21 protein-coding genes are annotated in these 23,430 nt (G+C 71.1%); 9 read left to right on the top strand and 12 right to left on the bottom strand.

All coding sequences use genetic code 11. From position 1 onward, the window contains the following. Positions 1–140: 140 nt before the first annotated feature. The 3 genes from ACTMTF_RS21610 to ACTMTF_RS21600 all read right to left on the bottom strand — a co-directional run bounded on the left by ACTMTF_RS21610 (position 141) and on the right by ACTMTF_RS21600 (position 4,452). A complete protein-coding gene (locus ACTMTF_RS21610) occupies positions 141–1,760 on the bottom strand; it encodes a sigma-70 family RNA polymerase sigma factor (RefSeq protein WP_441112317.1) in 1,620 nt (539 codons plus the stop codon). Positions 1,761–1,895: 135 nt separating this feature from the next. Further along, entirely contained in the window at positions 1,896–3,671 is a 1,776-nt protein-coding gene (locus tag ACTMTF_RS21605; RefSeq protein ID WP_441112316.1) for a substrate-binding domain-containing protein, read from the bottom strand. A 145-nt stretch (positions 3,672–3,816) separates the two neighbouring features. Then, positions 3,817–4,452: a hypothetical protein gene (locus ACTMTF_RS21600; RefSeq protein WP_441112315.1), complete on the bottom strand. Its 636-nt coding sequence runs from the start codon at positions 4,450–4,452 to the stop codon at positions 3,817–3,819. 135 nt (positions 4,453–4,587) lie between these two features. Here ACTMTF_RS21600 and ACTMTF_RS21595 point away from each other — a divergent pair, with 135 nt between their 5' ends. The 6 genes from ACTMTF_RS21595 (at position 4,588) to ACTMTF_RS21570 (ending at position 9,409) form a co-directional block, all read left to right on the top strand. Further along, positions 4,588–5,370, top strand: coding sequence for a DUF4184 family protein (locus tag ACTMTF_RS21595; RefSeq protein ID WP_441112314.1), 783 nt, complete (start codon positions 4,588–4,590; stop codon positions 5,368–5,370). Continuing rightward, positions 5,363–6,178, top strand: a complete 816-nt coding sequence (locus ACTMTF_RS21590; RefSeq protein WP_441112313.1) for a TrmH family RNA methyltransferase — start codon at positions 5,363–5,365, stop codon at positions 6,176–6,178. The genes ACTMTF_RS21595 and ACTMTF_RS21590 overlap by 8 nt, the downstream gene beginning before the upstream one ends. Before the next feature lie 38 nt (positions 6,179–6,216). Then, complete coding sequence (locus ACTMTF_RS21585; RefSeq protein ID WP_441112489.1) at positions 6,217–6,885, top strand: DUF6232 family protein; 669 nt, start codon at positions 6,217–6,219, stop codon at positions 6,883–6,885. Then, positions 6,882–7,232, top strand: a complete 351-nt coding sequence (locus tag ACTMTF_RS21580) for a hypothetical protein (protein WP_397004565.1) — start codon at positions 6,882–6,884, stop codon at positions 7,230–7,232. Before ACTMTF_RS21585 ends, ACTMTF_RS21580 begins: the two co-directional genes overlap by 4 nt. Before the next feature lie 131 nt (positions 7,233–7,363). After that, the gene (locus tag ACTMTF_RS21575) at positions 7,364–7,627 is read left to right on the top strand and encodes a DUF4235 domain-containing protein (protein ID WP_441112312.1); all 264 of its coding nucleotides are present in this window, start codon (positions 7,364–7,366) and stop codon (positions 7,625–7,627) included. Between the two features lie 186 nt (positions 7,628–7,813). Beyond that, a complete protein-coding gene (locus ACTMTF_RS21570; RefSeq protein WP_441112311.1) occupies positions 7,814–9,409 on the top strand; it encodes a sulfatase family protein in 1,596 nt (531 codons plus the stop codon). Between the two features lie 15 nt (positions 9,410–9,424). Here ACTMTF_RS21570 and ACTMTF_RS21565 read toward each other — a convergent pair whose 3' ends face one another. Next, positions 9,425–10,453 (bottom strand): Gfo/Idh/MocA family protein, encoded by a 1,029-nt coding sequence (locus ACTMTF_RS21565; protein ID WP_441112310.1) that lies wholly within the window; start codon positions 10,451–10,453, stop codon positions 9,425–9,427. 7 nt (positions 10,454–10,460) lie between these two features. Next, positions 10,461–11,186, bottom strand: a complete 726-nt coding sequence (locus ACTMTF_RS21560) for a ThuA domain-containing protein (protein WP_441112309.1) — start codon at positions 11,184–11,186, stop codon at positions 10,461–10,463. A gap of 228 nt (positions 11,187–11,414) precedes the next feature. Between ACTMTF_RS21560 and ACTMTF_RS21555 the strand changes: the two genes are divergently transcribed. Next, positions 11,415–12,635 (top strand): RNA-guided endonuclease InsQ/TnpB family protein, encoded by a 1,221-nt coding sequence (locus tag ACTMTF_RS21555; RefSeq protein ID WP_441112308.1) that lies wholly within the window; start codon positions 11,415–11,417, stop codon positions 12,633–12,635. A 94-nt stretch (positions 12,636–12,729) separates the two neighbouring features. Here ACTMTF_RS21555 and ACTMTF_RS21550 read toward each other — a convergent pair whose 3' ends face one another. The 4 genes from ACTMTF_RS21550 to ACTMTF_RS21535 form a co-directional block, all read right to left on the bottom strand. Further along, positions 12,730–13,806: a Gfo/Idh/MocA family protein gene (locus ACTMTF_RS21550; protein ID WP_441112307.1), complete on the bottom strand. Its 1,077-nt coding sequence runs from the start codon at positions 13,804–13,806 to the stop codon at positions 12,730–12,732. A 22-nt stretch (positions 13,807–13,828) separates the two neighbouring features. Beyond that, on the bottom strand, positions 13,829–14,635 hold the full coding sequence (locus ACTMTF_RS21545; RefSeq protein ID WP_397004553.1) for a sugar phosphate isomerase/epimerase family protein: 807 nt from the start codon (positions 14,633–14,635) through the stop codon (positions 13,829–13,831). A gap of 178 nt (positions 14,636–14,813) precedes the next feature. Then, entirely contained in the window at positions 14,814–15,656 is an 843-nt protein-coding gene (locus tag ACTMTF_RS21540; protein ID WP_441112306.1) for a D-alanyl-D-alanine carboxypeptidase family protein, read from the bottom strand. Between the two features lie 132 nt (positions 15,657–15,788). Beyond that, positions 15,789–16,289: a DedA family protein gene (locus ACTMTF_RS21535; protein ID WP_441112305.1), complete on the bottom strand. Its 501-nt coding sequence runs from the start codon at positions 16,287–16,289 to the stop codon at positions 15,789–15,791. A gap of 157 nt (positions 16,290–16,446) precedes the next feature. Between ACTMTF_RS21535 and ACTMTF_RS21530 the strand changes: the two genes are divergently transcribed. Then, positions 16,447–16,953: a hypothetical protein gene (locus ACTMTF_RS21530; protein WP_441112304.1), complete on the top strand. Its 507-nt coding sequence runs from the start codon at positions 16,447–16,449 to the stop codon at positions 16,951–16,953. On the opposite strand, the gene ACTMTF_RS21525 is transcribed toward ACTMTF_RS21530, so the two are convergent. The 3 genes from ACTMTF_RS21525 to ACTMTF_RS21515 all read right to left on the bottom strand — a co-directional run bounded on the left by ACTMTF_RS21525 (position 16,922) and on the right by ACTMTF_RS21515 (position 22,293). Next, positions 16,922–20,296 (bottom strand): BTAD domain-containing putative transcriptional regulator, encoded by a 3,375-nt coding sequence (locus ACTMTF_RS21525; RefSeq protein ID WP_441112303.1) that lies wholly within the window; start codon positions 20,294–20,296, stop codon positions 16,922–16,924. The genes ACTMTF_RS21530 and ACTMTF_RS21525 overlap by 32 nt on opposite strands. 78 nt (positions 20,297–20,374) lie before the next feature. Then, positions 20,375–21,436: a lysylphosphatidylglycerol synthase domain-containing protein gene (locus tag ACTMTF_RS21520; RefSeq protein ID WP_441112302.1), complete on the bottom strand. Its 1,062-nt coding sequence runs from the start codon at positions 21,434–21,436 to the stop codon at positions 20,375–20,377. Between the two features lie 38 nt (positions 21,437–21,474). Beyond that, positions 21,475–22,293 carry a PIG-L deacetylase family protein gene (locus ACTMTF_RS21515; protein WP_441112301.1) on the bottom strand — a complete coding sequence of 273 codons (819 nt, stop codon included), beginning with the start codon at positions 22,291–22,293 and terminating at the stop codon, positions 21,475–21,477. Between the two features lie 38 nt (positions 22,294–22,331). Between ACTMTF_RS21515 and ACTMTF_RS21510 the strand changes: the two genes are divergently transcribed. Further along, entirely contained in the window at positions 22,332–23,423 is a 1,092-nt protein-coding gene (locus tag ACTMTF_RS21510; protein ID WP_441112300.1) for a glycosyltransferase family 4 protein, read from the top strand. The last annotated feature ends 7 nt before the right edge of the window (positions 23,424–23,430 follow it).

The raw sequence follows: 23,430 nt of genomic DNA, 5'->3' as shown, positions 1-23,430 counted from the left end.
AAAAGAGGTTCCGGTCCCCGACATCATTCCCAAGCACCCCAGGATGCCCTACTTGTCGCAGAGGTAGCGACCCGGGGCCCGATACCTACCCCTTTGTCGCGTAAATCATTATCTACCGGCGCTTGCCGATCCGATGGTGATCAATGCCCGTCGGTGGCGTGCAACGACTCGGAACCGGCGTCCTCTCGGACACCGTCTCCGGTCGTGTCTCTCGCCGTGTCCGCGGCGCTCTCAACCGGCGTGCTCTCCGAGGAAGCACGGGGTGTCCCGGTCGGGTCCAGGTCCGGGAGCGGCTCCTCGGACGGCGGGGTCTGCGGCCGCGGATCGTCGCCGGGCCACGACAGCGAGCAGGTGGCGCCGCCCCCGTTCGAGGTGAACGAGATCGTGCCGCTGCCGGCGGCGCCGGGGTCGTCCACTGTGACCAAGACCACCACCGAGCCGCCCGCCTTGATCGAGCCGGTCGCGGGAGACACGTTGAGGCCGCTCGACGTGCCGGCGCTCCAGGTGACGGCGGCGTTGCGGGCCCTCAGGCCCACCTCGGCGGCGTCCTCGATCCCGGACGGGCAGCCGACGGAGAGCCGGGCGGCGGGCGCCGCTCGCCGGCGGGTCGGCGTGGGCACGGCCGGTGGCCGGGTGGTCGCGCCGGTGACGGCGGCCCGCCTGCTCGGCGTCGCGCCGGTGGGCTCGCCGCCCGAGGGTGAGGGCGTGGGCGTGGCGACCGGCTCGGTGCTCGGCGTGCCTTCGGGGCTCTCGAAGGCGTAGTCCTCGTCCTCGGTGGGGAGGGAGCTCGGCGGTACGTGCAGCGCGCTCGTGGCGGTTTCGCCGGCGTTGAGCACGATCAGCGCGCTCGTCCCCGCGAGCACGCACGCGCCGGCCAGCACCACCGGAGCGAGCCCGCGCCGGCCCCGGCGTCGCGAGCGATCCTCGTGCGCGACGGGGAAACCGGTGCGGTCGAAGCTGTCGCCGCGGTCGGTGATCAGCGTGCGGGTCTGGTCGAGCCCGGGGTCCACGCAGGTCCCGACCACCTTGCCGCGCAGCGAGAGCGGCGGCAGCGGCACGGGCACCAGGCCGAGCAGCCGGCCCGCCGACACCTGCCGGTGCCGCCGCTCGGTGCACACCTCGCAGCGGCCGATATGGCCGGACAGCCGCCGGCGCAGCAGCGGGGTCAGCGGCCCCTCCCAGGAGTCCACCATCGCCGACAGGTCCGGGCAGTGCGCTCGTTGCGTCCTCGCCAGCACCACGGCGGCCGCGGCGTTCTCCAGGGTGTCGCGTGCCCGGCCCAGCCGGCCGGCGACCTGCCGCGAGGTGAGCCCCAGCACCGAGCCCACCTCCGACGCGGTCAGCCCGTGGCGCAGGGACAGCTCCAGCACCTCGCGCGCGTTCCTGCTCAGCTCACCCAGCGTCTCGCGTACCAGCTCGGCCAGCTCCGGATCCTCCGGGTCCTCGATCGCCGGCGGCGGTGTCCGGTCCTGGCCGCGGTGTCCCAGCCGGGCCATCGCCTGGAACCTGGTCAGCGCGTACAGCCAGGGGCGCAGCCTGCCCGCGTCCTTCAGCCGGTCGACGCATCCCTGAGCGGTGACCAGGGCGTCGTGCACGCAGTCGGCCGCGCGGTCCCGGTCACCGAGCAGCGAGGAGGCGTAGTCGAACAGCCGCTCGGCGTACGCGCCGTACAACCTGTCAGGGGCGCCGGTGTCGGCGCGGCGCAGCGCCTTGACGAGCTCCAGCTCGTCGGCGCGTTCGACGGTCGGCCATCCAGCCACGAATTCCCTCCCCGCAGGTTCGGCGGCCCCTCGACGTAGAGGACGCCGCCTGCGGCAGGCAGGTTGACATACGCGTCTAGATCATGCCGAACAGGCATTGACCAGGGAAAACTGGGTCAGATGTGACTGATGACGTCAGCCGTCGCAGTTGGGGGAGCAGAGGCGCCGCTCCATGCCCTGGAGGAAGAAGTCGCGCACCTGCAGCGGGTCCTTGGCGATGTAGGCCTCGCCGCCGGTGGCCTGCGCCACCGCGTCCATCTGCCGCTTGCCCGACTGCGCCTCGGGGCCGAACGCGATCAGCAGAATGCTCACCGGCCGCTCGGGGTTGTAGGTCTTCTTGAGGAACGTCAGGATCTGCGCGTTGGTGACGCCGCCGTCGGGGTCGTCGTTGCCGGCCCCGTCGGTCAGGATCAGCAGGGTGTTGATCTTGTCCCGCTGGTAGGTCTTGGTCATCTCCGTGTAGGCGGCCTTGAGCGTGTCGTTCAGGCCGGTGTCGCCGGTGGCCTTGGCCTGGACGGTGGCCATCTGGCGGGCCAGCGCGTCCTTGCGCAGCACGCCGTCGATGCTCTCGGTGAGCGGGCCGATGGAGACGACCTCCCGCCAGTCCTTGCCCCGGCCGTCGAGGTGCGTGGAGAACTTCCACACGCCGATCTCGGAGTCGGCGGGGAAGAGGCCCAGGCCCTCGGTGGCGATCTTGCCGATGGCCTGCATGCGGGTCAGGTTCGTGCCGGGGACGGGCAGCGCCATGGTGCCGGAGACGTCCAGCAGCGTGAGCAGCCGGGTGCCGAGGTTCAGCCGGGTCCAGGTCTGGGTCAGCGTGGCCACGGTCTTGACGTTGGGGGCGGGCAGCGCCTTCGGAGGGCTGGGGACGAAGCCCTTGGCCGCCGTCAGCACCTCGCCCGCCTCGCCGTTCGGGCTGCGGAAGCCCTGCCCGCGCAGCACCCGCTGCGCGGACTCCTTGGCGAGCTCCTGGCTGAAGGCGGCGGCGGCCTTGCGCACCTCGGGATCCTTGGTGACGACCGTGACGGGGTAGTCGAGGCTCAGCGTGCCCTCGCCGGGATAGAGCGCTACGACCGGCGTTTCCGGCTTTTTCGCGTTATGGGCGTGAATCGCCTGCTCTGAGGTGACGCCGAGCGGGATCTTGCTGCCGCCCTTCACCGTGAGGCTGGCCAGCAGCGCGGTCGGGTCGGAGACGAGCTGCCCCGAAAGCTCCTTGAGCGCGCCCACCAGGGCCTTGTCCTGCTTGGCCGCCTTGGCGGTGCCGGCGGCGGCCAGCAGCGCGGCGAGCCCCGCCGAGTTCTTCTGCGGGTCGAGGGCCAGCACCCGGACCTTCTTGCCGGGACCGTCCACGTTCGCCACGTTGGCCGCCGCCACCAGGCTCGACCAGCTCGGCTTGAGGCTGCCTTCGAGCTTGGCCGCCGAGGACTTGGCGGCCGCCAGCACCACGGGCGAGCTGGCGATCGAGCCGGACGACTCCGGGAGCTCGACCGCGCCGGACGGATGGTTGCGCACCCGGTTCACCACGAGGCTCGAGTCGGCGACCCAGACGTCGGCCGCGAACTTGCCGGCGGCCAGTGAGTTCTCGGTCCGCGTCGCGGCCTGCTTGGCCACCGCGACCTCGACGCACTTGGCGTCGATCGAGTGCAGGGCTTGGTTGTACGTATCCGCGATCTTGCCGAGGGCGGGCTGGATGTCAGGCGTCGCCACGATCTGGAGCGGCAGCTTCCCGCTCGAACAGTCATGCTCCCGATTGAAGATCACGAATGCGGCCACACCGAGCAGCATGGCGAGCGCCACGGCTCCCGCGAGCGGGACGAGCACCCGGCCGCGGCCGGCACGCGAGCGCCGGCGAGGGGATGGATCCTGGGCTTGGTAGCCGCCTTCGAACTCGTCTGTGCGGTGTCGCCCCACGATGTCCTCTTGGTGTGAGCTTGGTGACTTCGAGACCTTCCGGAGACCATAGCCGGAGATGCTCCGCGATACTCGGGGAACGATACTCGGTACGCTTGCTGTGGCAAAACAGCCCTTTTGGTGCAGTGATGACCCTCTGTTACGGTCAGTGGCAGCATCCGTGACCGCTCCAGGCGCGACCTCCCTCCCTGATCGCGACCGCCGCGAGCGCCACCGCCATCACCGGATCCACCCACCACCATCCGATGGTGTTGAGCCACAGGCCGGCCAGCACTCCGGCCGCCATCGCGCCGCACATGAAGTTCTGGGTGGCCTCGCCGGCGGTCGCCCCGGAGCCCAGTCGCACCGCCAGTCGCCGCTTGATCGTCCCCAGGACCGGCATGCTGACCAGGCTGAACGCGGTCACCACGATGCCGAGGACGGTCGGCGCCGCCCGATGTCCCGCGTCCAGGTCGTACCACACATGGATGATCAGGTAGGGGGCGAGCAGCCAGAAGCTCACCGCGATCGCTCGCCGCGCCCGGTGCTCGGCGTTCGGCGACAGCGTGCGCGCCCCGGTGAAGCGCCACAGCACGATCAGGCTCCCCGCCGCCTCGACCAGGGCCGCCAGCCCCCACCCGATCAGCGCGACGGAGTGCGCCGACAGTCCGGCCAGGAGTCCGAGCGAGCTCTCCACGGCCAGCCAGGCCAGCGTGAGCAGCGACAGCGACCGCGTCAGGCGGGCAGCCCTGAACCAATCGGCTGACGCGGCCGGATGCGCATGAACCCGCTGCTCAGGCACCTTGAACCTCCGCATTCCCGCCTTCCGGCCGTCGACAGCGATACGTAACCTACCCATTACCAATCGTGACGCTTAGGGGGTGGTGGCAAAGAATGGGTAGGGTTAAATGATCACGACGGGGAGAAGCGGGGGCCGATGCCGTTCACGCCCAGCCACATCGCGGCGGTGCTGCCACTCATATCGTCGCCGCGGCTGCGCAGGTTCGCCGATCCGTGGGCGCTGGCCATCGGCGCCATGGTCCCCGACCTGCCGATCTTCCTGCCGATCCTGCCCGACTACAGCGACTGGCACTCCTGGCAGGGCGTGGTCACGGTCGACCTGGCCTCGGTCCTGATCCTGCTCGTGCTGTTCCACGGCCTCTTCCGCGACCCGTTGCTGTCACTGCTGCCGCCCGCGCTGGCCGGCCGCGCCGCCACCCTGCGGCCCTCGTGGAGTCACCTCGCGCGCAGCCTGCCCGCCATCGTGGCGGGCGCCCTGATCGGCGCGGCCAGCCATGTCCTGTGGGACTCCTTCACCCACTCCACCGCCGCCGCGGAGTGGGGCCACTGGCTCGGAGTCATGATCTTCGGCGTGCTGCCCGTCTTCCGCCTCCTGCAGTACGTCTCCTCGGCGGTGGGCCTGGCGCTCGTCGTCCGGTGGGCCTGGCGCGGCCTGCGCGCCATGCCCGCGAGTCCGGTGCCCGGCCCTCTCATGATCTCCGCCCGGGTCCGCGGCGCGGTCATCGGCTGCGGCTCGGCCGGCATCGTCGCGGGCGCCTTCCTGTGGCCCCTGGTGGACGAGCCGAACCCGGCGTTCGGCCTGGCCAGCGTGATCACCAAGGTCGGCGCGGGCACGGTCGTCGGCCTGTGCCTGGTGCTCACCTGCTACGCGGCGGTCTGGCAGGTCAGGCGCCTCGTGGCAGTATCGGAAGGTGCTTGAACATCTGACGGACGCCGCCGACCCCAGACTCGCCGACTACACCCGGCTGCGGGACGTCGAGCTCCGCAAGAGCCTCGAAGCCGAGCGCGGCCTGTTCGTGGCCGAGGGCGAGAAGGTGATCAGGCGCGCCATCGCGGCGGGCTACCCCATCCGCTCGGTCCTGACCACCTCCCGCTGGGTGGCCTCCCTCGCCGACGTCCTCGGCGAGGCGACCGTGTACGTGGTCAGCGACGAGACCATGGAGGGCGTCGCCGGCTTCCAGGTCCACCGGGGAGCCCTGGCCTCCATGGAGCGCCTGCCCCTGCCCTCGACGGAGACCGTCCTCGACCCCGCCGCCCGCGTCGTGGTCCTGGAGGACATCGTGGACCACGCCAACGTCGGGGCGATCTTCAGGTGCGCCGCGGCCCTGGGCGTGGACGGCATCGTGCTGTCCCCCCGCTGCGCGGACCCGCTCTACCGGCGGGCGGTCAAGGTGTCCATGGGCGCGGTGTTCTCCATCCCGTACGCGCGCATGGACAACTGGTACACCGGCCTGGACGAGCTGCGCGGCGCCGGCTTCCAGACGCTGGCGCTCACCCCCGACCAGTCGGCCACCCCGCTGGACCGGGTGAAGATGGGCGACCGGGTGGCGCTGCTGCTCGGGGCGGAGGGGGACGGGCTGTCGTCGCGCTGGCTGCACGAGGCCGACGAGCCGGTGTGCATCCCGATGAGCCCGTCGGCGATGGCCAACGGCGTCGACTCCCTGAACGTCGTGGCGGCGGCGGCCATCGCCTGCCATGGGCTGATGAGGTCCAGCCAGGAGAACTGAGTTCCTCACTTATACCGATTTTTGCTGAAAAAGCCGAAATGCAAAGTAATTATAATTCAATAGGGGCGTACGGGGGATTTGCGGTTCTTTGGCTTTTTAGGGTTATGGCATCGTTATCGTTTGTTGTGCGCTTGTGGTCTTGGCTCTGCCTACATTTCTTTTCACTGCCAAAAGAAAGGGGCGGGGTAATGGCCATCAACCACTCAGTGGTCCAGGTCAGGGTCGAGGGTGGAATACTATGGGTGGGCGGCGAAGCCTATCCATTGCGGAATATCTCTCATGTCGGGCAGCGGATACTCCAGGTGGACAAGGGGGCCGCCTGGCGGAGATTTCTCGTCCGTGTTCTGATCTCCCTGGTCGTCGGTGGCGTTCTGGTGCCGTTCTTCGACACCGCCGGGCTCGTCGTCCTGCTCGCCGTGCTGGCGCTGCTGACCTGGAAGCTGATCTCGGTGATCACCAGGCCGGACCTGTACGGCCTGGTGGTCAACACCTCCGGGACGCAACGCGACGCCGTCTGGAGCACGGCCTGGTCCGAGGTCGACTACCTGGTCAACGAGGTCGCCAAGGCGATCGGCCGGCCCGACGTAGCCCAGCTGATCTACAACGTCGAGCACGCCGTCCAGGGCGACCTGATCCAGCAGTACGGGGCGGGCAGCGTCGGCAAGCAGCAGCACAGCGGCTCCGGAAACAACACGGTCGGCAGATGACCGGCGGCGACCACATTCGCCAGTACGGCGACAGAAGCGTCGGCAAGCAGCAGCACACCGGATCGGGCGACAATGTGGCCGGAGACAAGCGCGTTCACGGCCCGGAATCGCCGTCGGCCGCGATGGCGAATGTGCTCGCGGCGGTCCAGGTTCTGAAAGGGCATCTCAATGAGACGGACCGGGCCGCGGTCGATTCGGCGGTTCGGCAACTCGACGCGAACGGCACCGCGGCGGAGCTCGACGGGCCGCTGAAGCGAATCGCGGGAATCGCGGCCCTTCTCGGAGAAGTGGGCGTGCCGGTGATCACCGCGATCAAGGAACTGCTGAGCTGCTTCTCGAGTTCATAGGGCGCATTCGTCCAAGCCGGCCGCGATCGAATCTTCTTCGCCGGACGGGGTAGTGCGTGTCGTCTGACCCTGGGCCACAGACCGTGGGTCTGTGGCCCAGGGGTGGTCGGACACCACTGTGAGGAGACGACATGCACCCCGTGGAGAAAGTGACCTCGCTGGGGATCAGCCTGGTCAGCGCCGCGCTGGCGACCGCGATGTTCAGGAGGATGTGGAAGCTGTCGTCCGGGGAGGACGACGCGCCGGACGCCGAGGACCTCGATCGCGGCTGGACGGAGATCCTCGTCGCCGCCGCGATGCAGGGTGCGCTCTTCGGCCTGGTCAAGGCCGCCGTGCACCGCGCGAGCGCGCAGACCTTCCGGCGCCGGACGATCGAGAGCCGGGCCAGGGGCTGACGAGCGAGGATCTGACGGGCCTGGATCTGACGAGCCTGGATCTGACAAGGCCTGGATCTGACGGGCCGCTCCGGAAGCGCCGGAGGCTTGCCAGAGAACCCGCAGGAGGGATCGGTTGCCCTGCCCTCGGGCCGGAGAATAGCGTTTCCGCAACTTTGATCTCGAATCGGTGTTGAAGGGGCAGTCATGGCCTTAAGCGGAAATATCCGGAAATATCTGGCGGTGGCGCCGGCCGTAGCCCTGGCCCTGACGATGACGTCACAGGCGCCCGCCGGCACGGTTTCCACGCCCAAGCGACCGAACATCATCTTCTTCCAGGTCGACGACCTGTCCGCCGAACTGCTCCAGTACATGGACACCGTGCGCGGCCTGGCCGACGGCGGCACCACCTTCACCGACTTCTACGTGTCCAACTCGCTGTGCTGCCCCTCGCGCGCCTCCACGTTCACCGGCCAGTTCCCGCACAACACGGGCGTGGCCACGAACAAGGGCTCCGACGGCGGCGGCTATCCGGCGTTCGAGAAGCACGAGGGCCGCACCTACGCCGTCTCCCTGGACGGGGCCGGCTACCGCACGGGCTACCTGGGCAAGTACATCAACGAGTACCCCGTGGGCGCCGACTACCGGGTGCCGTCCGGCTGGGACGAGTGGCACGTGGCGGCGGGCGGCGGCTACAACGAGTTCAAGTACAAGCTGACCGGTTACATCAAGGAGGAGACGGCCGGCGAGAAGCCGCTCGACCCCTCCGACGGCACGTACCTTGTGGACGAGCTCGGGCGGCGGGCGACCGCCTTCATCGAGCGCTCCCGTGAGCACGCCCCCGGCGAGCCGTTCTTCCTCCAGGTCGCGCCGTTCTCGCCGCACTCCAGGGTCGGCGCCAAGCCGGGCGAGAAGGAGCCGCTCTTCCCGCCCGCGCGCCGGGACCGCCCCAAGACCCAGTGGCCCGCGGGAGAGTTCCCGCACGGTGACTGCGGCGGCCCCGACTGTGCCGACCTCGACGTGACCACGCTGCCCGGCTTCAACGAAGACACCGCTGACAAGCCCTCCTGGGTGCGCCGCGCCCCGATCGGCGCGAAGCTCGTCAAGGAGTTGCGCCGGGACTTCCGCGACCGGGTGCGGATGGTGCAGTCGATCGACGACATGGTCGAGCGCGTCCTGTCCACGCTGACGGAGCACGAGAAGCGCACCACGTACGTGGTGTTCACCAGCGACAACGGCTTCCACCTGGGCCAGCACCGCCTGGTGCGCGGCAAGTCCACCGCCTACGACCACGACGTCCGGGTGCCGCTGCTGGTCAAGCGTCCGGCGGCGGGCCGGCAGGGCGACCTGGTGACGGGGGCCGTCGCGCAGAACGTGGACCTGTTCGCGACCTTCCTCGACATGGCCGGCGTCGACAGGGCGGTGCGCGACAGCCGCGACGGCCGCAGCCTGCTGCCCCTCATCCAGGGCCGTAAGGTCGCGAACTGGCGCGACGCGGCGCTGATCGAGCACGTCAAGCCGGACCCCGCCGCGCAGGGCGAGCCGGACCCCGACGCCGACGTCCGCCAGGCAGGCAACGCACAGCCGCCCACCTACGCGGCCCTGCGCACGGCCAAGGAGCTGTACGTCGAGTACGAGGGCGAGGCGACGCCCGAGTACTACGACACGGTCGCCGATCCCCACCAGGAGAACAACGACCCGGACCACGCCGGGACGGCCGGGCTCGCCACGGCGCTGGACACGTTGCGCGACTGCGGGCAGCCGGGGGCGGTGGACTGCTGGACCGCCTCCCAGCTGCGCTGACCTACCGCACCGGGGTCAGATCGGCACCCGATTCCCGGTGCGGGCGGATTCCAGGGCGGCCGTCACCATGGCGAGGCTGCGAAGGTTGTCGTGGCACTCGCCCTGCGGGCGGTCGCCCGTCCGCAGGGCGGTGACGAACTCCGCCAGCCCTTCGGCCAGGCCGGTGTAGCGGCGGCGCTCCGGGTACGGGTCCGGCTCGGGTTCGGCGGGTTTGAGTGATTCGCCCCACGCGGCGCCGACCGTGATGGCGTCCTGGCCGTCCCACAGGGCGGTGCCGCGCGTGCCGGAGGCCCGCCAGCTTCCCGTCCACGAGGTCGGCAGGCCGGGGGCGGACCAGCTTCCGGTGAAGGAGTAGCGCAGCCCGCCGGTCATCTCGAAGATCGCCATCGCCGAGCAGGCGCCGGGGTACCAGGTCCACGGCGGCCGGAAGGACTCGCAGTAGACCGAGACCGGGTCGGCGCCGGAGACGGCCCTGGCCGCGTCGAACAGGTGGATCGCCATGTCCTGCAGCAGCGGATGCTCCAGGGAGGACAGGAACTCGGCGCCCTTGTACGGCATGAGGAACTCCGACGCCAGCAGCCCCAGCTCGCCGAGGTCGGCCACGGTCCTGCGGTAGGCCGCCAAGGCAGGCATGTAGCGGCGGTTCTGGTTGACCATGAACAGCCGCCGGGCCCGGTCCGCGGCGGCGATCATGCTCTTGGCCTCGCCGAGCGTGACGGCCATCGGCTTCTCGCTGAGCACCGAGACGCCACGCTCCAGGGCGGTGACGGTCACCTCGTGGTGGGCCTCCGGGACGGTGCAGTTGACGATGAAGTCGGGCTCCTCGCCGTCCAGCAGGGCGGTCAGCGACGCGCCGACGGGTAAGCCCGTCAGCCCCAGCCCGGCGGCGGCGGCGCGGGCGCGCTCCGGCCGTACGTCCACCCAGCCCACGAGCCGGGTGCCGGGGTGGGCGAGCAGCTCGGGGGCCCACTGGCCACCGATGAACCCGGCCCCGACGAGTACGCCGCGCAGCGGCCGGTCCGTGTCGACCGTGTCGAAGGTCATGGATCTCCTACCACTGGATGGGGGTGTGCGCGTTGTCGAGCGGCTCGCCGACCCCGCGGGCCGGGGCGGCCCACAGCACCGCGTTGGCCAGGACGCGGCGTACATCTGGATTGTGATAGACGGGGTAGTTCTGGTCGCCGGGGCTGAAGTAGAAGACGCTGCCCTTGCCCCGGCGGTAGCAGCAGCCGCTGCGGAACACCTCGCCGCCGCTGAAGGAGCTGATGAAGACCAGCTCGTCGGGCTGCGGGATGCCGAACGGCTCGCCGTAGGTCTCCTGCTCGCCGATGATCAGCGGGTGCGGGACGCCCGCGGCGATGGGATGGCCGGGGGCCACCGTCCAGACCAGCTCCCGCTCGCCCGCGTCCCGCCAGTTGAGGCTGCAGGTGGTGCCCATCAGGGCGCGGAAGATCTTCGAGTAGTGCCCCGAGTGCAGCACCAGCAGGCCCATGCCGCCGAGCACGCGCCGGCGTACCCGCTCCACCACCTCGTCGGCCACGTCCTCGTGGCCCATGTGCCCCCACCACGTCAGCACGTCGGTCTCGGCGAGCTCCTTGTCCGACAGGCCGTGCTCGGGATCCTCCAGCACGGCGGTGCGCACGCGGACGCGCTCGCCGAGGTGCTCGGCCAGCCCGGCCGCGATGGCGCCGTGAATGCCGTCCGGATAGCGCCGCCGCACGTCCGGTTCGCGTGGCTCGTGGTAGTTCTCGCTCCAGACCGTGACCCTGATCGGCATCGCATTCCTTCCTGGGAACCTCTTGTCCTGTGAGGGCCTACCCAGTCACCGTTTCCCTCCGAGGAGGCTCCGGCCTTCAGGCCCGGGGAGGAATCGGACTCCTGCGGAGCGGGGCAGAGGTAGCCGGATCGCCGCCAGGGCGATCCGGCGTCCACCATCTCGCAGGTGAGGGACACCAAAAATCAATAGAGCCTCAACTGTCAGTCCTCCCGGGTAGATTCCCGATGCATGACGACAGAAGCGGCTACGGAGGACGCCGGGCACGCCCGGTACACCTTCCACGTGCGCCTGTCGTCCACGGCCCGGCGTCAGCTTGAGGCCGAGTGGGACCGGTGCCGGTGGATCTGGAATGAGTCGGTCGCCAAGTCCAAGCAGGTGCACCAGCACAACAAGGCGACCGGCGAGAAGCGCACGTGTGGCCCGGCGCAGCTCGACAAGATGCTGACCGAGGCCCGCAAGCGCACGCCGTGGCTCGCGGAAGGCTCCAGCGTTCCGCAGCAGCAGGTGATACGCGACTTCGGGAAGTCCCGCGCCAAGGCCCAGAAGGACATCAAGGACCGGTTGCCCATGCGGCAGCGGGCCGGGATGCCGCGCTGGAAGAAGAAGCGCGAGGCTGTGCCGAGCCTGAACTACACCAAGCGCGGGTTTCGCCTCAAGGACGGCCGTCTGCATCTGGCGGGCGGAATCGTGCTGCGCCCTGTGTGGTCGCGGGAACTGCCCGCCGACCCCTCCTCGGTGCGTGTGTACCGCGATGCGGTGGGGCACTGGTGGGCGTCCTTCGTTGCCTGCGTACAGGCCGAGCCCCTGCCCGAAACCGGCCGGGCGATAGGTATCGACTGGGGCGTCAAAGAGACGGCCACGACCACCAGCGATACCCACGATCTTCCACACGCCGAGCACGGGCGCACGGCCGCGCGGCGGCTCGCCCGCTATCAGCGGATGATGGCTCGCCGCAAGCCCCCGAAAGGGCAGGCGGGATCGAAGGGCTACCGCGAGGTGAAGCGGCAGACCGCGAAGCTGCACCGGAAGGTGGCAGCCCAGCGGCAGGACACCGGACGAAAGTGGGCCAAGGCCGTTGCTCGCGACCACGACCGGATCGCGGTGGAAGACTTCCGGCCGAAGTTCCTGGCCAAGTCGAGCATGGCACGCAAGGCCGCGGACGCGGCCATCTCGGCGACCAAGCGCGCCCTGATCGAGATGGGCCGCAAGCACGGGCGGGACGTCCGCCTCGTGCACCCCGCGCACACCACCATGGACTGTGCGCAGTGCGGAGCGAGAACCAAGCACGTACTACCTCTCTCAGAACGAACCTATGCCTGCACCGCGTGCGGCGCTGTCTCCCCCAGGGACAAGAACAGCGCCCGCGTGATGCTGGTCCGGGCAGGTTGGAACCCGGCAGGTGTTGAGGGCGTAAGCCCTCCGGGAGCGCTGCTCCCGGAGGCTGCCTGAGCCTGGAATCCCCACGCACGCCCGAAGGTGCCGCGCAAGCGGCGTCCGGCCGCAAGGCCGGGCGGGAATCCCCCGCCTTCAGGCGGGGGAGCCTTCAAAGCGCCCACTCCATCGGCGCCGCCGGGACGAACGACGAGACGAGGTCGACCGGCCTGCCCGTCTCGTAGGACGCGCGGATGGCGCAGAGGATCTCCACGACGTGCGCGGCCTGCTCCCCGGCGGCCCGGTGCGGCCGGTCCTCCCGGATCGCCGCCGCGAGGTCCCGCACGGGCCTGCCCCACTCCACTCCCGGGTACGGCTCCCGCACCGGCGGGACCGGCCGGAGCTCCTCGCGGAAGGCGGACATCTCCAGGGCGGAGTCGAAGTTCTGCCAGCTGTGCAGCAGCAGCGATCCGTCGTCGCCGTGGAACTCCAGCCCGTGCTGGTGGGTGTTGTGGTTGTCGACGTAGAAGTCGCAGGTCAGCCGGAGCAGCACGCCGCCGTCGAACTCGACGTGGGCGACGACGTAGTTGGGGGTGGTGATGGCGAACGGCTCCCCGTCGAGGCGCACGCGCCGTGGCCGCACGATCGAGGCGAACGCGGTCACCCGCCGGGCTGGGCCGAGCGCGGCGGTGGTCATCGTCAGCGGGTAGACGCCCACGTCGAACAGCGGCCCCACCTCGTAGAAGCCGACCGGATCCGGATGCCAGACCTCGATCCGCCCCCAGTTCACCTCGCCGTAGACGAGCCTGACCTGGCCGACGGCGTTCTCGCGGAGGAGCTTGAGCGCGGTCTGCTGGGCCTCGCCGAGGAAGGTCGCGGGGGCGCCGCCGAGCCGTAAGCCGCGCTTGTCCGCCAGCTGGACCAGCTCCGCCGCCTCCTCGTGCGTCAGGGCGAGCGGCTTCTCGCTGTGGACGTGCTTGCCGGCCTCCAGGCAGCGGCGGATGACCTCGTAGTGGGCGCGGTGCGCGGTCAGGTTGACCACGATCTCCACGCCGGGGTCGGCCAGGAGCTCGTCCAGGGAGCCGTAGGCGCGCACCCCGTGCGCGGCGGCGAGCGTCTCCGCCCGCCCGGCGTCCACATCCTGTACGCCGAGCAGGTCGATCTCGGGGTAGCCGGCGAGCTGGCGGGCGTAGGCCTGGGCGATGTTGCCGCAGCCGACGACGGCCACGCCGGTGGTCTCGGAAGTCACGATGGCATCCCTTCTGAGCGGATCAGGCGGCCAGCCACTGGCGCAGCAGTTCTCGTGATCTCAGGACCTCCGGGACCGGATCGCGGTCCTCGGGCTCGTGCTCGATGCTGATCGTGCCCTCGTAGCCGATGCGCCGCAACACCTCCACGCATCGCTGAACAGGGACGCAGCCTTCGCCGAGTGACACCGTGTCGTGCCCGCCGGGCGCGGCCACGTCCTTGATGTGCACGTGCTTGAGCCGGTCGGCGACCGCCTCGATCGCGTCGGCGGCGTCGTAGCCGTGCGTGCCGAACCAGCCGGTGTCCAGCGCCGCGCCGATCCGGCCGCCGGCCGCGTCGCCCATGGACTCCAGATACTCCTGCGGGGTGCGTTCGGGGTGGTTCTCCACGCCGAGCACCAGGTCGTACTCCTCCAGTGCCGCCACCACGCCGGCCCGGTCGGCGGCGAGCACGGGCGCCATGCCGCCGATGACCGGCGCGCCGACCGCGCGGGCGATCCTGCACAGGCCGCGGAAGTAGTCCAGGTCGGCCCCCGCGGACCCGGCCAGGCTCGGCACGGTGAGCTTGTGCTCGGCGAGCAGTCCGGCGGCGATCCGGAGATGCTCGTCGGTGGCCCAGCGCGGGTTCAGGTGGGCGGTCCAGACGTCCATCGAGTCGAAGCCGAGCTCCTCGACCTCCGCGACGATCTGCCCGAACCGCTCGGCGTACCCGTCGAGCGGCGCGAACCGTTCGTTGGTGACCCGGTCGGCCTCACCCCATCCGGCGGAGGGCATGCGGTAGCCGGTCTCTCTGGTGACGTAGTTGGCGCCCATGAACGCGATCGTGTTCACACGTCTCCTCGCGAATCACACTTTTCGCAGTATTTTCAGTGAAACTACGACGCGATGCTCATGAGGTCAATGGGTTGCGATGGGCGATTTTCCTGCCTCCCGCGCCACTTGACGGTCCACTCCGGGCGCGCATACGGTACCCGATCACTTCCTTTTCACTGAAATTTCAGTACGATCCTCAGCTGAAGGCGATCTGGTCGCCGGCATGGTCGAGCAGCTTCTCGGCCGTGCTGAAGCGGCGCTCGTTCTGGTCGTTCAGCAGCACCCCGACCACCAGCCTGCCGTTGCGCTCACCGGCGAACAGCAGGCAGTGCCCCGCCGCGCGGGTGTAGCCGGTCTTGACGCCCAGCACGTCATCCGTGCGCGTCAGCAGCTTGTTGGTGTTGCGCCAGGTGTGCGCGCGGTGCGCGGCGGTCTTGCGCACGACGTGCGCCCGGCTGCCGACGATCTCCGCGAACATGGGGTCGGACAGCGCCAGCTGCGCCAGCCTGGCCTGGTCGACGGCGGTGGAGTAGCCGCCCTGCGACGGGGTGGGCATGCCGTCGGCGTTGGTGTAGCGGGTGTCGTCCAGGCCCAGCGAGCGGGCGGCGGCGTTCATCTTGCGGATGAAGGCCGGCTTGCCGGGGCCGTACGTGCGGGCCAGGGCGTTGGCGGCGTCCGCGCCAGACGGCAGCATGAGGCCGTACAGCAGATCCCTGACGGTGAACCGCTCGCCCGCCCGGAGTGACGCGGTGGCGGCGCCGTTCTTCGCGGCGTAGCGGACGTCCTCGGCGGTGACCCTGACGATGTCGCCGGGCTCGGCCTCGCGCAGCACCACGTAGGCGGTCATCACCTTGACCAGGCTGGCGACCGGGACGCGGGCCGTCTCGCGCTTGTCGTAGTGGATCGTTCCCGCCGAGTCGACCACGTAGGCGATCCTGGCTCCCACGGCCGGGGCGTCCGCGGCGGTCGCGGGCGCGGCTGAGGAGGCCCCGATGGCCAGGGCGAGGATGGTGGAGCTGATGAGAGCGGCAATACGCATGCCGGACATGGTGGCATCCCGGCGGAGCCGCCGGGTGGGGAAAATTACTCGCGACGCGGAAACAACGCACTAGTCGCAGTAAAGTAATGGCAAATAGGGCAAATCGGGCATATCCGGATGGTTTGGGACGGGTCAAGCGGCGACGCGCGCCCGCTTCCTTCTGCGCCGGACGACGAGCGCGACCACCCCCGCGATGACCACGACCGCCACGGCCGCGGCCGTGACCGGCGACCGGACGGCCAGGTGCAGCCAGCCCCACAGGCCGAACCACCACAGCGGCGCCCAGGTCAGGCAGCCGAGCGCGCTGGCCACGACGTACCACGGATACGACACCCGCAACGCCCCCGCCACCCACGGCAGCGTGTGCCGCAGCATCGGCACCCAGAAGCAGCCGTAGACGGCGAACGCCCCCCACTTCTCGACGACCCGCTCGACCTTCTCGATCCGCTCCCGGCCCACTTTGAGGCCGAGGCGGGAGTCGTACATCTTCTCGCCGAGCGCGCGGCCGACCCAGTAGTAGACCTGGAACGCGCCGAACAGCGCCAGGATCAGGACGGCGCCGACCAGCCAGTAGGGCAGGCCGAGCAGGAAGGGGTCGGCCGGGCCCGGGACGGCGAGCGGGAGGTGCCGCATCTGCCCACTCCTCCCAGCAAATCCGTAAGGTCAGCCTTACCTTAGTTCAACGGGCAGGCCGTCGCCACACCGGCCCGCAGCGCGGTGCAACCGCCCGACAAGCCGTGCTCAACCACTCTGCCTTATCCCTGTATATGAGCGAAGAGGGGTAAAGATCATGGCGAAGATCGGTAGCACGATTCTGGCAGGCGGCTCGGCGAGCGCGGCCAAGTTCCTCGTGGCGGCTCTCACCTTCACCGCAGCCTACGTCGGTCTGTCCGCCTACGGCACCGCCGACTCGGCCCCCGCCCCCGCCGCGCACCTGTCCACCGACGAGCGGCCGATCGTCGCGCCGGCGGCCCAGGAGCCCGCCGTCGCCGCCGGCCGGATCGGCATCAGCACGCGGGCCACCGGCCCGAGCTGCCTCAAGACGTTCGTGGCCCGCAGCCTCATCGTCAACCCGGCGCCGCGGGAGACGGTCTCCTACAACTGGCGGCTGTCACGCTGGAACCCCGGCACCAACACCTGGCACACCTACCTGGTCGACTATTCGGGCTTCGCCGGCGCCGAGCACAGCGCCGACTGGGCCTACACGATCTCCGCCAACCCCGGGTGGTACCGCGTCGAGCTCAAGGCCGAGGGTCGCAAGACCGTCAGGAGCGATCGCTTTCAGGTGAGTTGCTGATCGAGTTGCTGACCGAGCGCCGCGCCGCCTCCACCCACCGGGGCACCCCGACCCGCTGGGCCACCTCCAGCGCCTTGTCGTAGTGGGCGCGGGCGGCGTCGGGCAGGTCCAGCCGCACGGCGAGGTCGCCCAGGGTCAGCGCCACCGGCCAGAGCGCCACGACCCCGGTCCCGGCGCCCGCGATGCGGTCGGCGAACGGCTTGAGCTTGTCGTAGCAGTCGACCATCCGCTCCCGGTCGTCGAGCAGCATCCCGGCCAGCGCCCGCCACGTCATGGCGAGCTCGTACAGGAAGTCCGGCCGCACGGGCGGGCGCACGGCGGCGACCGCCTTGGCGTCGGGCAGGTGACCGGCGGAGGCCAGTGCCAGCGCGTAGGCGTCGAGGGTCCACTTGGCGCCGCGCTGGTGCTTCTCGGCGAGCATGTCGACCATCTCGGCGGCCCGCCCCGAGACCAGGTGCAGGCAGAACGCGGCGATCAGCGGCAGGTCCTGGCGGCCCTCCAGCATGCCCGCCCGCGCGGTCATCCTGGCGGCGTCCCGGTAGGCCCGCTCGGCGCCGGCGTAGTCGCCGGCGATCATCTGCCGCTGCCCGGAGTACCAGGCGTGCACGGCCGCCGGCGCGGGCAGGTCGTACTGCCTGGCCAGCTGGTCGGCCGCGGCCGCGTGCTCGTCGGCGACGGCGAACTCGCCGCGCGCCGCCGCGCACTCCAGCAGCACCAGATGGGCCAGCGCCTGGGTGGCGATCTGACCGGACCGCTGCGCCACGTCCAGCAGCTCACGGCCGATGCTCTCGCGGGTGTCGACGGCGGGGATGTCGTAGGACTGACGCAGCCGCCCGCTCAGCGCCACCGCGATGAGCACCGGGTCGCCGCTCTGCCTGGCCACCTCCAGTGCCTCCAGCGACGCCTGACGGCCCCTTTCGGGCGAGGAGGAGCCCTCCAGCTCCAGCGCCAGCGTGGTCAGCAGGCTCGCGCGCAGCGACTGCTCCCCTTCGGGGAGCTCCATCAGCGCCTTCTCGGTGACGTCGACGATCTCCCACGCGGTGCGGGTGAAGTCGCGCGCGATGCCCTTGTGCGGCACGGCCAGCGACGCCGCCACCCGCGCGGTCAGCTCCAGGTCGCCCAGCGGCAGCGCGGCGTCCATGGCGTCACGCCGCAACAGCCTGGCCGCCGCCATGTCGCCGCACAGCGCCAGCGCCTTGATCCGGCGGAGCATGAGCTGCAGGCGCTGCTTGGTGTCGCCGCTGGTGCGGTCGAACGCGGCGGTGGCCTGCTCCCACAGGGTGGCCGCCTCGCGGTGCGCGAAGCGCCGCTCGGCCTGCTCGGCCGCCAGCCCCGCATAGTGGACGGCCTTCTCGGCGGCGTCGGCGAGGAAGTAGTGGTGGGCGAGCGCGGCCACGTCGGACGGCGCCCGCCGCTCGATCACCGCCGCCACGGCGGCGTGCAGGCGGGTACGGCGCAGCCGGGAGGCGTCGGAGTAGATGGTGTCGCGGACCAGGTCATGGTCGAACCGGAGCATCCCCGGCCCCGGCTCGGTCACCAGCCCCGCCAGCAGCGCGGCCTCGACCGCCTCCACCACCGCGTCCTCGTCGCCGGCGACGTCGACCAGCACGTCCACGTCCACGTCGCGGCCGATCACGGCGGCCTGCAGCAGGATCTGCTGCGCGCCGGCGGGCAGCCGGGAGATGCGCCGCCGCAGCACGTCACGCACGCCGGACGGCACCCGCGACAGCACCTCGGCCGCGCTCGCCCGGTCGGCCGCGCCCTCGGCGTCGAGCAGGCGTACGGTCTCGCGGACGAAGAACGGGTTGCCGCCGGTGCGCTCCACGATCGACTCGACCGCGTCCTCGTCGATCTCCCGCACGCAGGTGGCCCGGACCAGCTCGGCCACCGCCTTGGGCTCCAGCCCCGACAGGCCCACGCGGACCGGGCCGAGCCTGGCCAGGGCGGCCAGCACGTCGGCCTGGCGGTCGTCGAGCTCGCTCTCCCGGCACGTCACCACGAGCAGCACCCGGCTGGTGGCCAGCAGGCTCGGCAGCGCGCGCAGCAGCGCCAGCGTCTGGTCGTCGGCCCAGTGCAGGTCCTCCAGCGTCAGCAGGACCGGCGCCCGGCGCGCGACCCCGGCCAGGTAGCCGCCGACGGCCCGGTGCAGCCGGAAACCGCCGGACACCTCGTCGTCGTCGGGGTCGGGCGCGGCGTCGTCCAGCAGCGGGGCCAGCAGCTGGGAGTATTCGCCCGCGCCGGTCCCGGCCACGAGCGTGCGCAGGATCTCCACCCAGGCCCAGCCGGGCGGGGTGGCGCTGGAGTCGGGGCAGGCGCCGGAGGCGGCCATCCAGCCGTCAGCGGTGAGCTGCTGGCCGAGCCGGCGCAGCAGGGTGGTCTTGCCGGCGCCCGCCACGCCGGTGACGATCGCCACCTGGAACCTGCCGGTGCGGGCGGCGGTCGTGGTGAGCCGGGCCAGCTCGGTGTCACGGCCGACGAACGGCTCGGGGTCCAGCGGCGGTGGCTCGACCGGGGTGGCCGGCCTGGGCGGCCAGGTGTCGGCGGCCGGAACCTGCCGGGACGTCCGCGGCGGCGCGGCCAGCTCTAGCTCCGGCGCCTGGGAGAGGATGTCGGACTCCAGCTTGCGCAGCGCGGGGCCGGGGTCGATGCCGAGCTCGTCGGCCAGGATGGCGCGGGTCCTGCGCAGCGCGGCGAGCGCGTCGCCCTGCCTGCCGCACCGGTAGAGGCCGAGGGCGAGCAGCCGCCAGCCCTCCTCGCGCAGCGGGTGCTCGGTGGTGAGCGCCTCCAGGTCGGGCACGGTCTCGGCGTGCATACCCAGGCGCAGCCCGGTGTCGGCGTGTCGCTCGCGCGCCACCAGGCGCAGCTCGGTCAGCCGGTTGACCTCGGCCTCGGCCCACTGCTGGTCGGCGAAGTCGGAGTAGGGGGTGCCGCGCCACAGGCCCAGCGCCTTCTCCAGACGGCCCCTGGCGGAGTGCGGATCGCCCTCTTCGAGGTGCTCGCCCGCGGCCCTGACGAGCTGCTCGAAGCGCAGCGCGTCGACCTGGTCGGCGGCCACCCGCAGTGCGTAGCCGGAGGCGACCGTCACCAGCAGCCGGTTGGGGCCGCCGCGCGGGCGGCCGGGCTCCAGCACCCTGCGCAGCCGTGAGATGTAGACCTGCAGGCCCGACTGCGCGCCCTTGGCCGTGTCGTCGGCCCACAGGTCGTAGAGCAGCGTGTCGACGGGCACGACCTGACCCCTGGCCACGAGAAGCCGGGCGAGGACGGCCCGCTGCCGCAACCCGCCGAGGTCGAGTTCGTCGTTTTCGTACGCCTCGACTGGCCCCAGAACTCGGAACGCCACCATGTCAGCCGCCACGCTATGCGTGCTTCCGAATCACGCACAAGGCCCATGGTCGATAATCGCTGGTTCGGTTCGGGATAGTCACTGGGGGGCCTTCGAGATCGTTGATGGTGGCTGTGCGGCGGCGCCGCGGCTGTTGCGCCTGCGCAGGAGCGCCCACGCCCCCAGCGCGAGGCCGCCGAACGGGATCTCGATAGTGTAAGTCCAGAAGCCGAAGAGCAGTGCAGTCGCGGTCGCCGGAGCGGCCGCCATGCCGAAGGCGCTGGTGAGCAGGAAGACCACCCCGGCCTCCATGATCCCCGCCCCGCTGGGCGTGACCAGGGCGGAGGTGAGCACCCGCGACAGCGCGAAGACGGCGATCGACTGCGCCAGCCCCGGGTAGGCGCCGGTGGCGACCATGCAGGCCACCATGATCGCCCACTGGAGCACCAGGAAGCCGGCCATGCCCAGCGACAGCCGCCCCCACCGGGTCCTGATGATCTCGGCCGTGTCGGACCGCAGCCGGTGGAAGGCCGCCGACGGCCGCGCCTTCAGCCGGACCAGCCGCATGAGGAGGTCCAGGCCCTTGCCCAGGGCGGTGGCGGCGCGGTCCCAGTAGAGAGCGGCCGCGACCAGCGCGCACAGGGCCAGGATGGAGACCGCGCCGGCCCAGCCCGCGTTGGCCACCGTCCGGTCGGGCACCTGCCCGGCCAGGAGCAGCCCGATGATCCCCACGGCCGGCAGGATGAACCGGAACAGCGTGTTCCAGATGCCGCTGACCAGGGTCATGACCACGATCGACCGGTTGGCGAAGCCCCAGCCCTTGGTCATCGCGAAGGTCAGCGCCACCCCGGCCGCGCCGCCGAACGGCAGCAGGTTGCTCACCGCGCTGCCGGCGGCGTTGAGGGTGAGCGCCTGCAGGTTGTTGAGCCCGGGCAGCGAGCCGGTCAGCACGAACGTGTAGGCCAGCAGGCTCAGCAACCACAGCGCGGCCATCAGCGCGATCGTGCCGGCCTCCAGCGCCCCGAACACGGCCCCGATCTCATGCCAGGAGACGGGCTTGCCGGTGAGCGCCTGCACGATCTGCGGCAGGTAGACCACGAGCAGCACGGCCAGCCCCAGCGACAGGACGGACAGGGCGATCTGGAGCCACTTGTTCTTCATCGCTACCAGTCTGTCGGGCGTGGAGTCCTTCCTGCGGACTATTTCGGCCATCGGTCGAGCGGATGATCCAGCCGGGTGCCCGGGGGCAGATCGCGGCGGACGAACCACTCGGTGCCGAAGACGAGGCGGTAAACAGGGCTGGGGACCTTCAGCATGACGGCCAGCGTGCGGTCGCTCTCGCCGCCGCTGGCCTGGGAGACGTGCGCGGCCATGGCGGCCCGCTTCTGCCGGGCGAATCTGCGCACGTTCACCCGGTGCGTGATCGCCTCGCTGGGCGAATAGGCGCTCTCGAAGGTCCGTACGTCGAACTCGGGCGGGAAGCGGTAGACCCGGCCCGCCATCTTCAGCAGCTTGACCAGCGGGTCGCGGTTGACCGTCGCCTCCAGGACGATCTCCGTGCCCGCGATCTCCGCCGCCCGCCTGCCGACCCGGTGCACCTGCACGTGGTCCGGGTGGCCGTAGCCGCCGGCCGGGTCGTAGATCGACAGCAGGTCGGCGTCCTCCTCCTCCAGGATGGCGGCCAGCGCCTGGGCGGCCTTCTCGGTGTCGGCGTCGATGAAGGCGTTGTCGGGGCGCTCGTCGGCCACCCCGCCCTGCGGGCTGAGCCCGGAGTCGCCGTAGCCGAGGCACTCCACGCGGGCGCAGCCGAGCACGGCGGCCGACTCGTAGAGCTCCTTCATCCGGGTCTCGCCGAGCGCCTCGCCCGGCCTCATCTCGGCCAGGCCGCGCTCGCCGGCGGTGGCCACCACCAGCACGACGCGGTGTCCTTCGGACGCGAGCATGGCCATCGTGCCCGCCGTCAGCAGGGCCTCGTCGTCGGGGTGGGCATGGAAGAACACAGCGGTACGTGGAGGCACAGGGCCAGATTAGTCTGGGAGGGGTGCGGATCTTTCACGTGAGTGACTGTTACCTGCCGAGACTCGGGGGGATCGAGGTGCAGGTGGCCGATCTCGTCCGGATGCAGCGCGAGTCCGGCCACGACGTCGAGGTGGCCACGGCCACCGGTGGGGAGCCGCTGCCGGGCGTGCACAGGATCGTCGCGAGGATGCCCTTCGACCTGCCGGTGCACCCTGCCGGAGTGAGGCATCTCACGCGGCGGCTGGCGCTGTCGCGGCCCGAGGTGGTGCACGTGCACACGGGGGCGGTCTCGCCGTTCGCCTGGATGGGGGTGCGCGCCGCGGTGCGCGCCGGGCTGCCGTGCGTGGTCACCGTGCACAGCATGTGGGATCCCTTCACCCGCGCCCTGTACCGCCTGCTCGGGCTCGGGTACGGCTGGCAGCGGTGGTCCTTGGTGGCCACCACGGTCAGCAACGCCGCGGCCGTCCCCATCCGCTCGGTCGCCGGCCCCCGGGTGCCGGTGCACGTGGTGTCCAACGGCCTCGACCTGTCCGGCTGGCGGCTCGCCCCCGCCGGGCCCCCGTCCGGGACGGACGCCGTCCACCTGGTCGCCGTGGGCCGCCTGGCGCCGCGCAAGCAGCCCGTACGACTGCTCAGGCTGCTCGCCTCGGTGCGCTCCCGGGTCCCGGCGGCGATCCAGCTCCGGGCCACCGTGGTGGGCGACGGCCCGGCCCGCGGCTCCATGGAGCGCTATCTGGCCAGACAGGGCATGACCGAGTGGGTCTCGCTGCCCGGCCGCTACACCCGTGAGCAGATCGCCAAGGTCCTGGAGTCGGCCGACGTCTTCGTGGCGCCCGCGCCGCGCGAGTCGTTCGGCATCGCGGCCCTGGAGGCGCGGGCGGCCGGGCTGCCGGTGGTCGCGCGGGCGCAGAGCGGCGTCGCGGACTTCGTCACGCACGGCACCGAGGGGCTGCTCGGCCGCGACCTCGACGCGCTGGCCGAGGCGGTGGCCCGGCTCTGCGTGGACTCCGGCCTGCGTGCGCGCATCACCGCGCACAACCGGTCCACGACCCCGTCCGCGGGCTCGTGGCCGACCGTCCTGGCCGGCTTCGACCGGGCGTACGCCCAGGCCGTCGGCAGGAGCATGTAGCGGTACA

Origin of the sequence: Nonomuraea sp. ZG12 (assembly GCF_052068115.1) — a bacterium.
Taxonomy (GTDB): Bacteria; Actinomycetota; Actinomycetes; order Streptosporangiales; family Streptosporangiaceae; genus Nonomuraea.
This window is presented reverse-complemented; position numbering and strand designations above follow the sequence as displayed.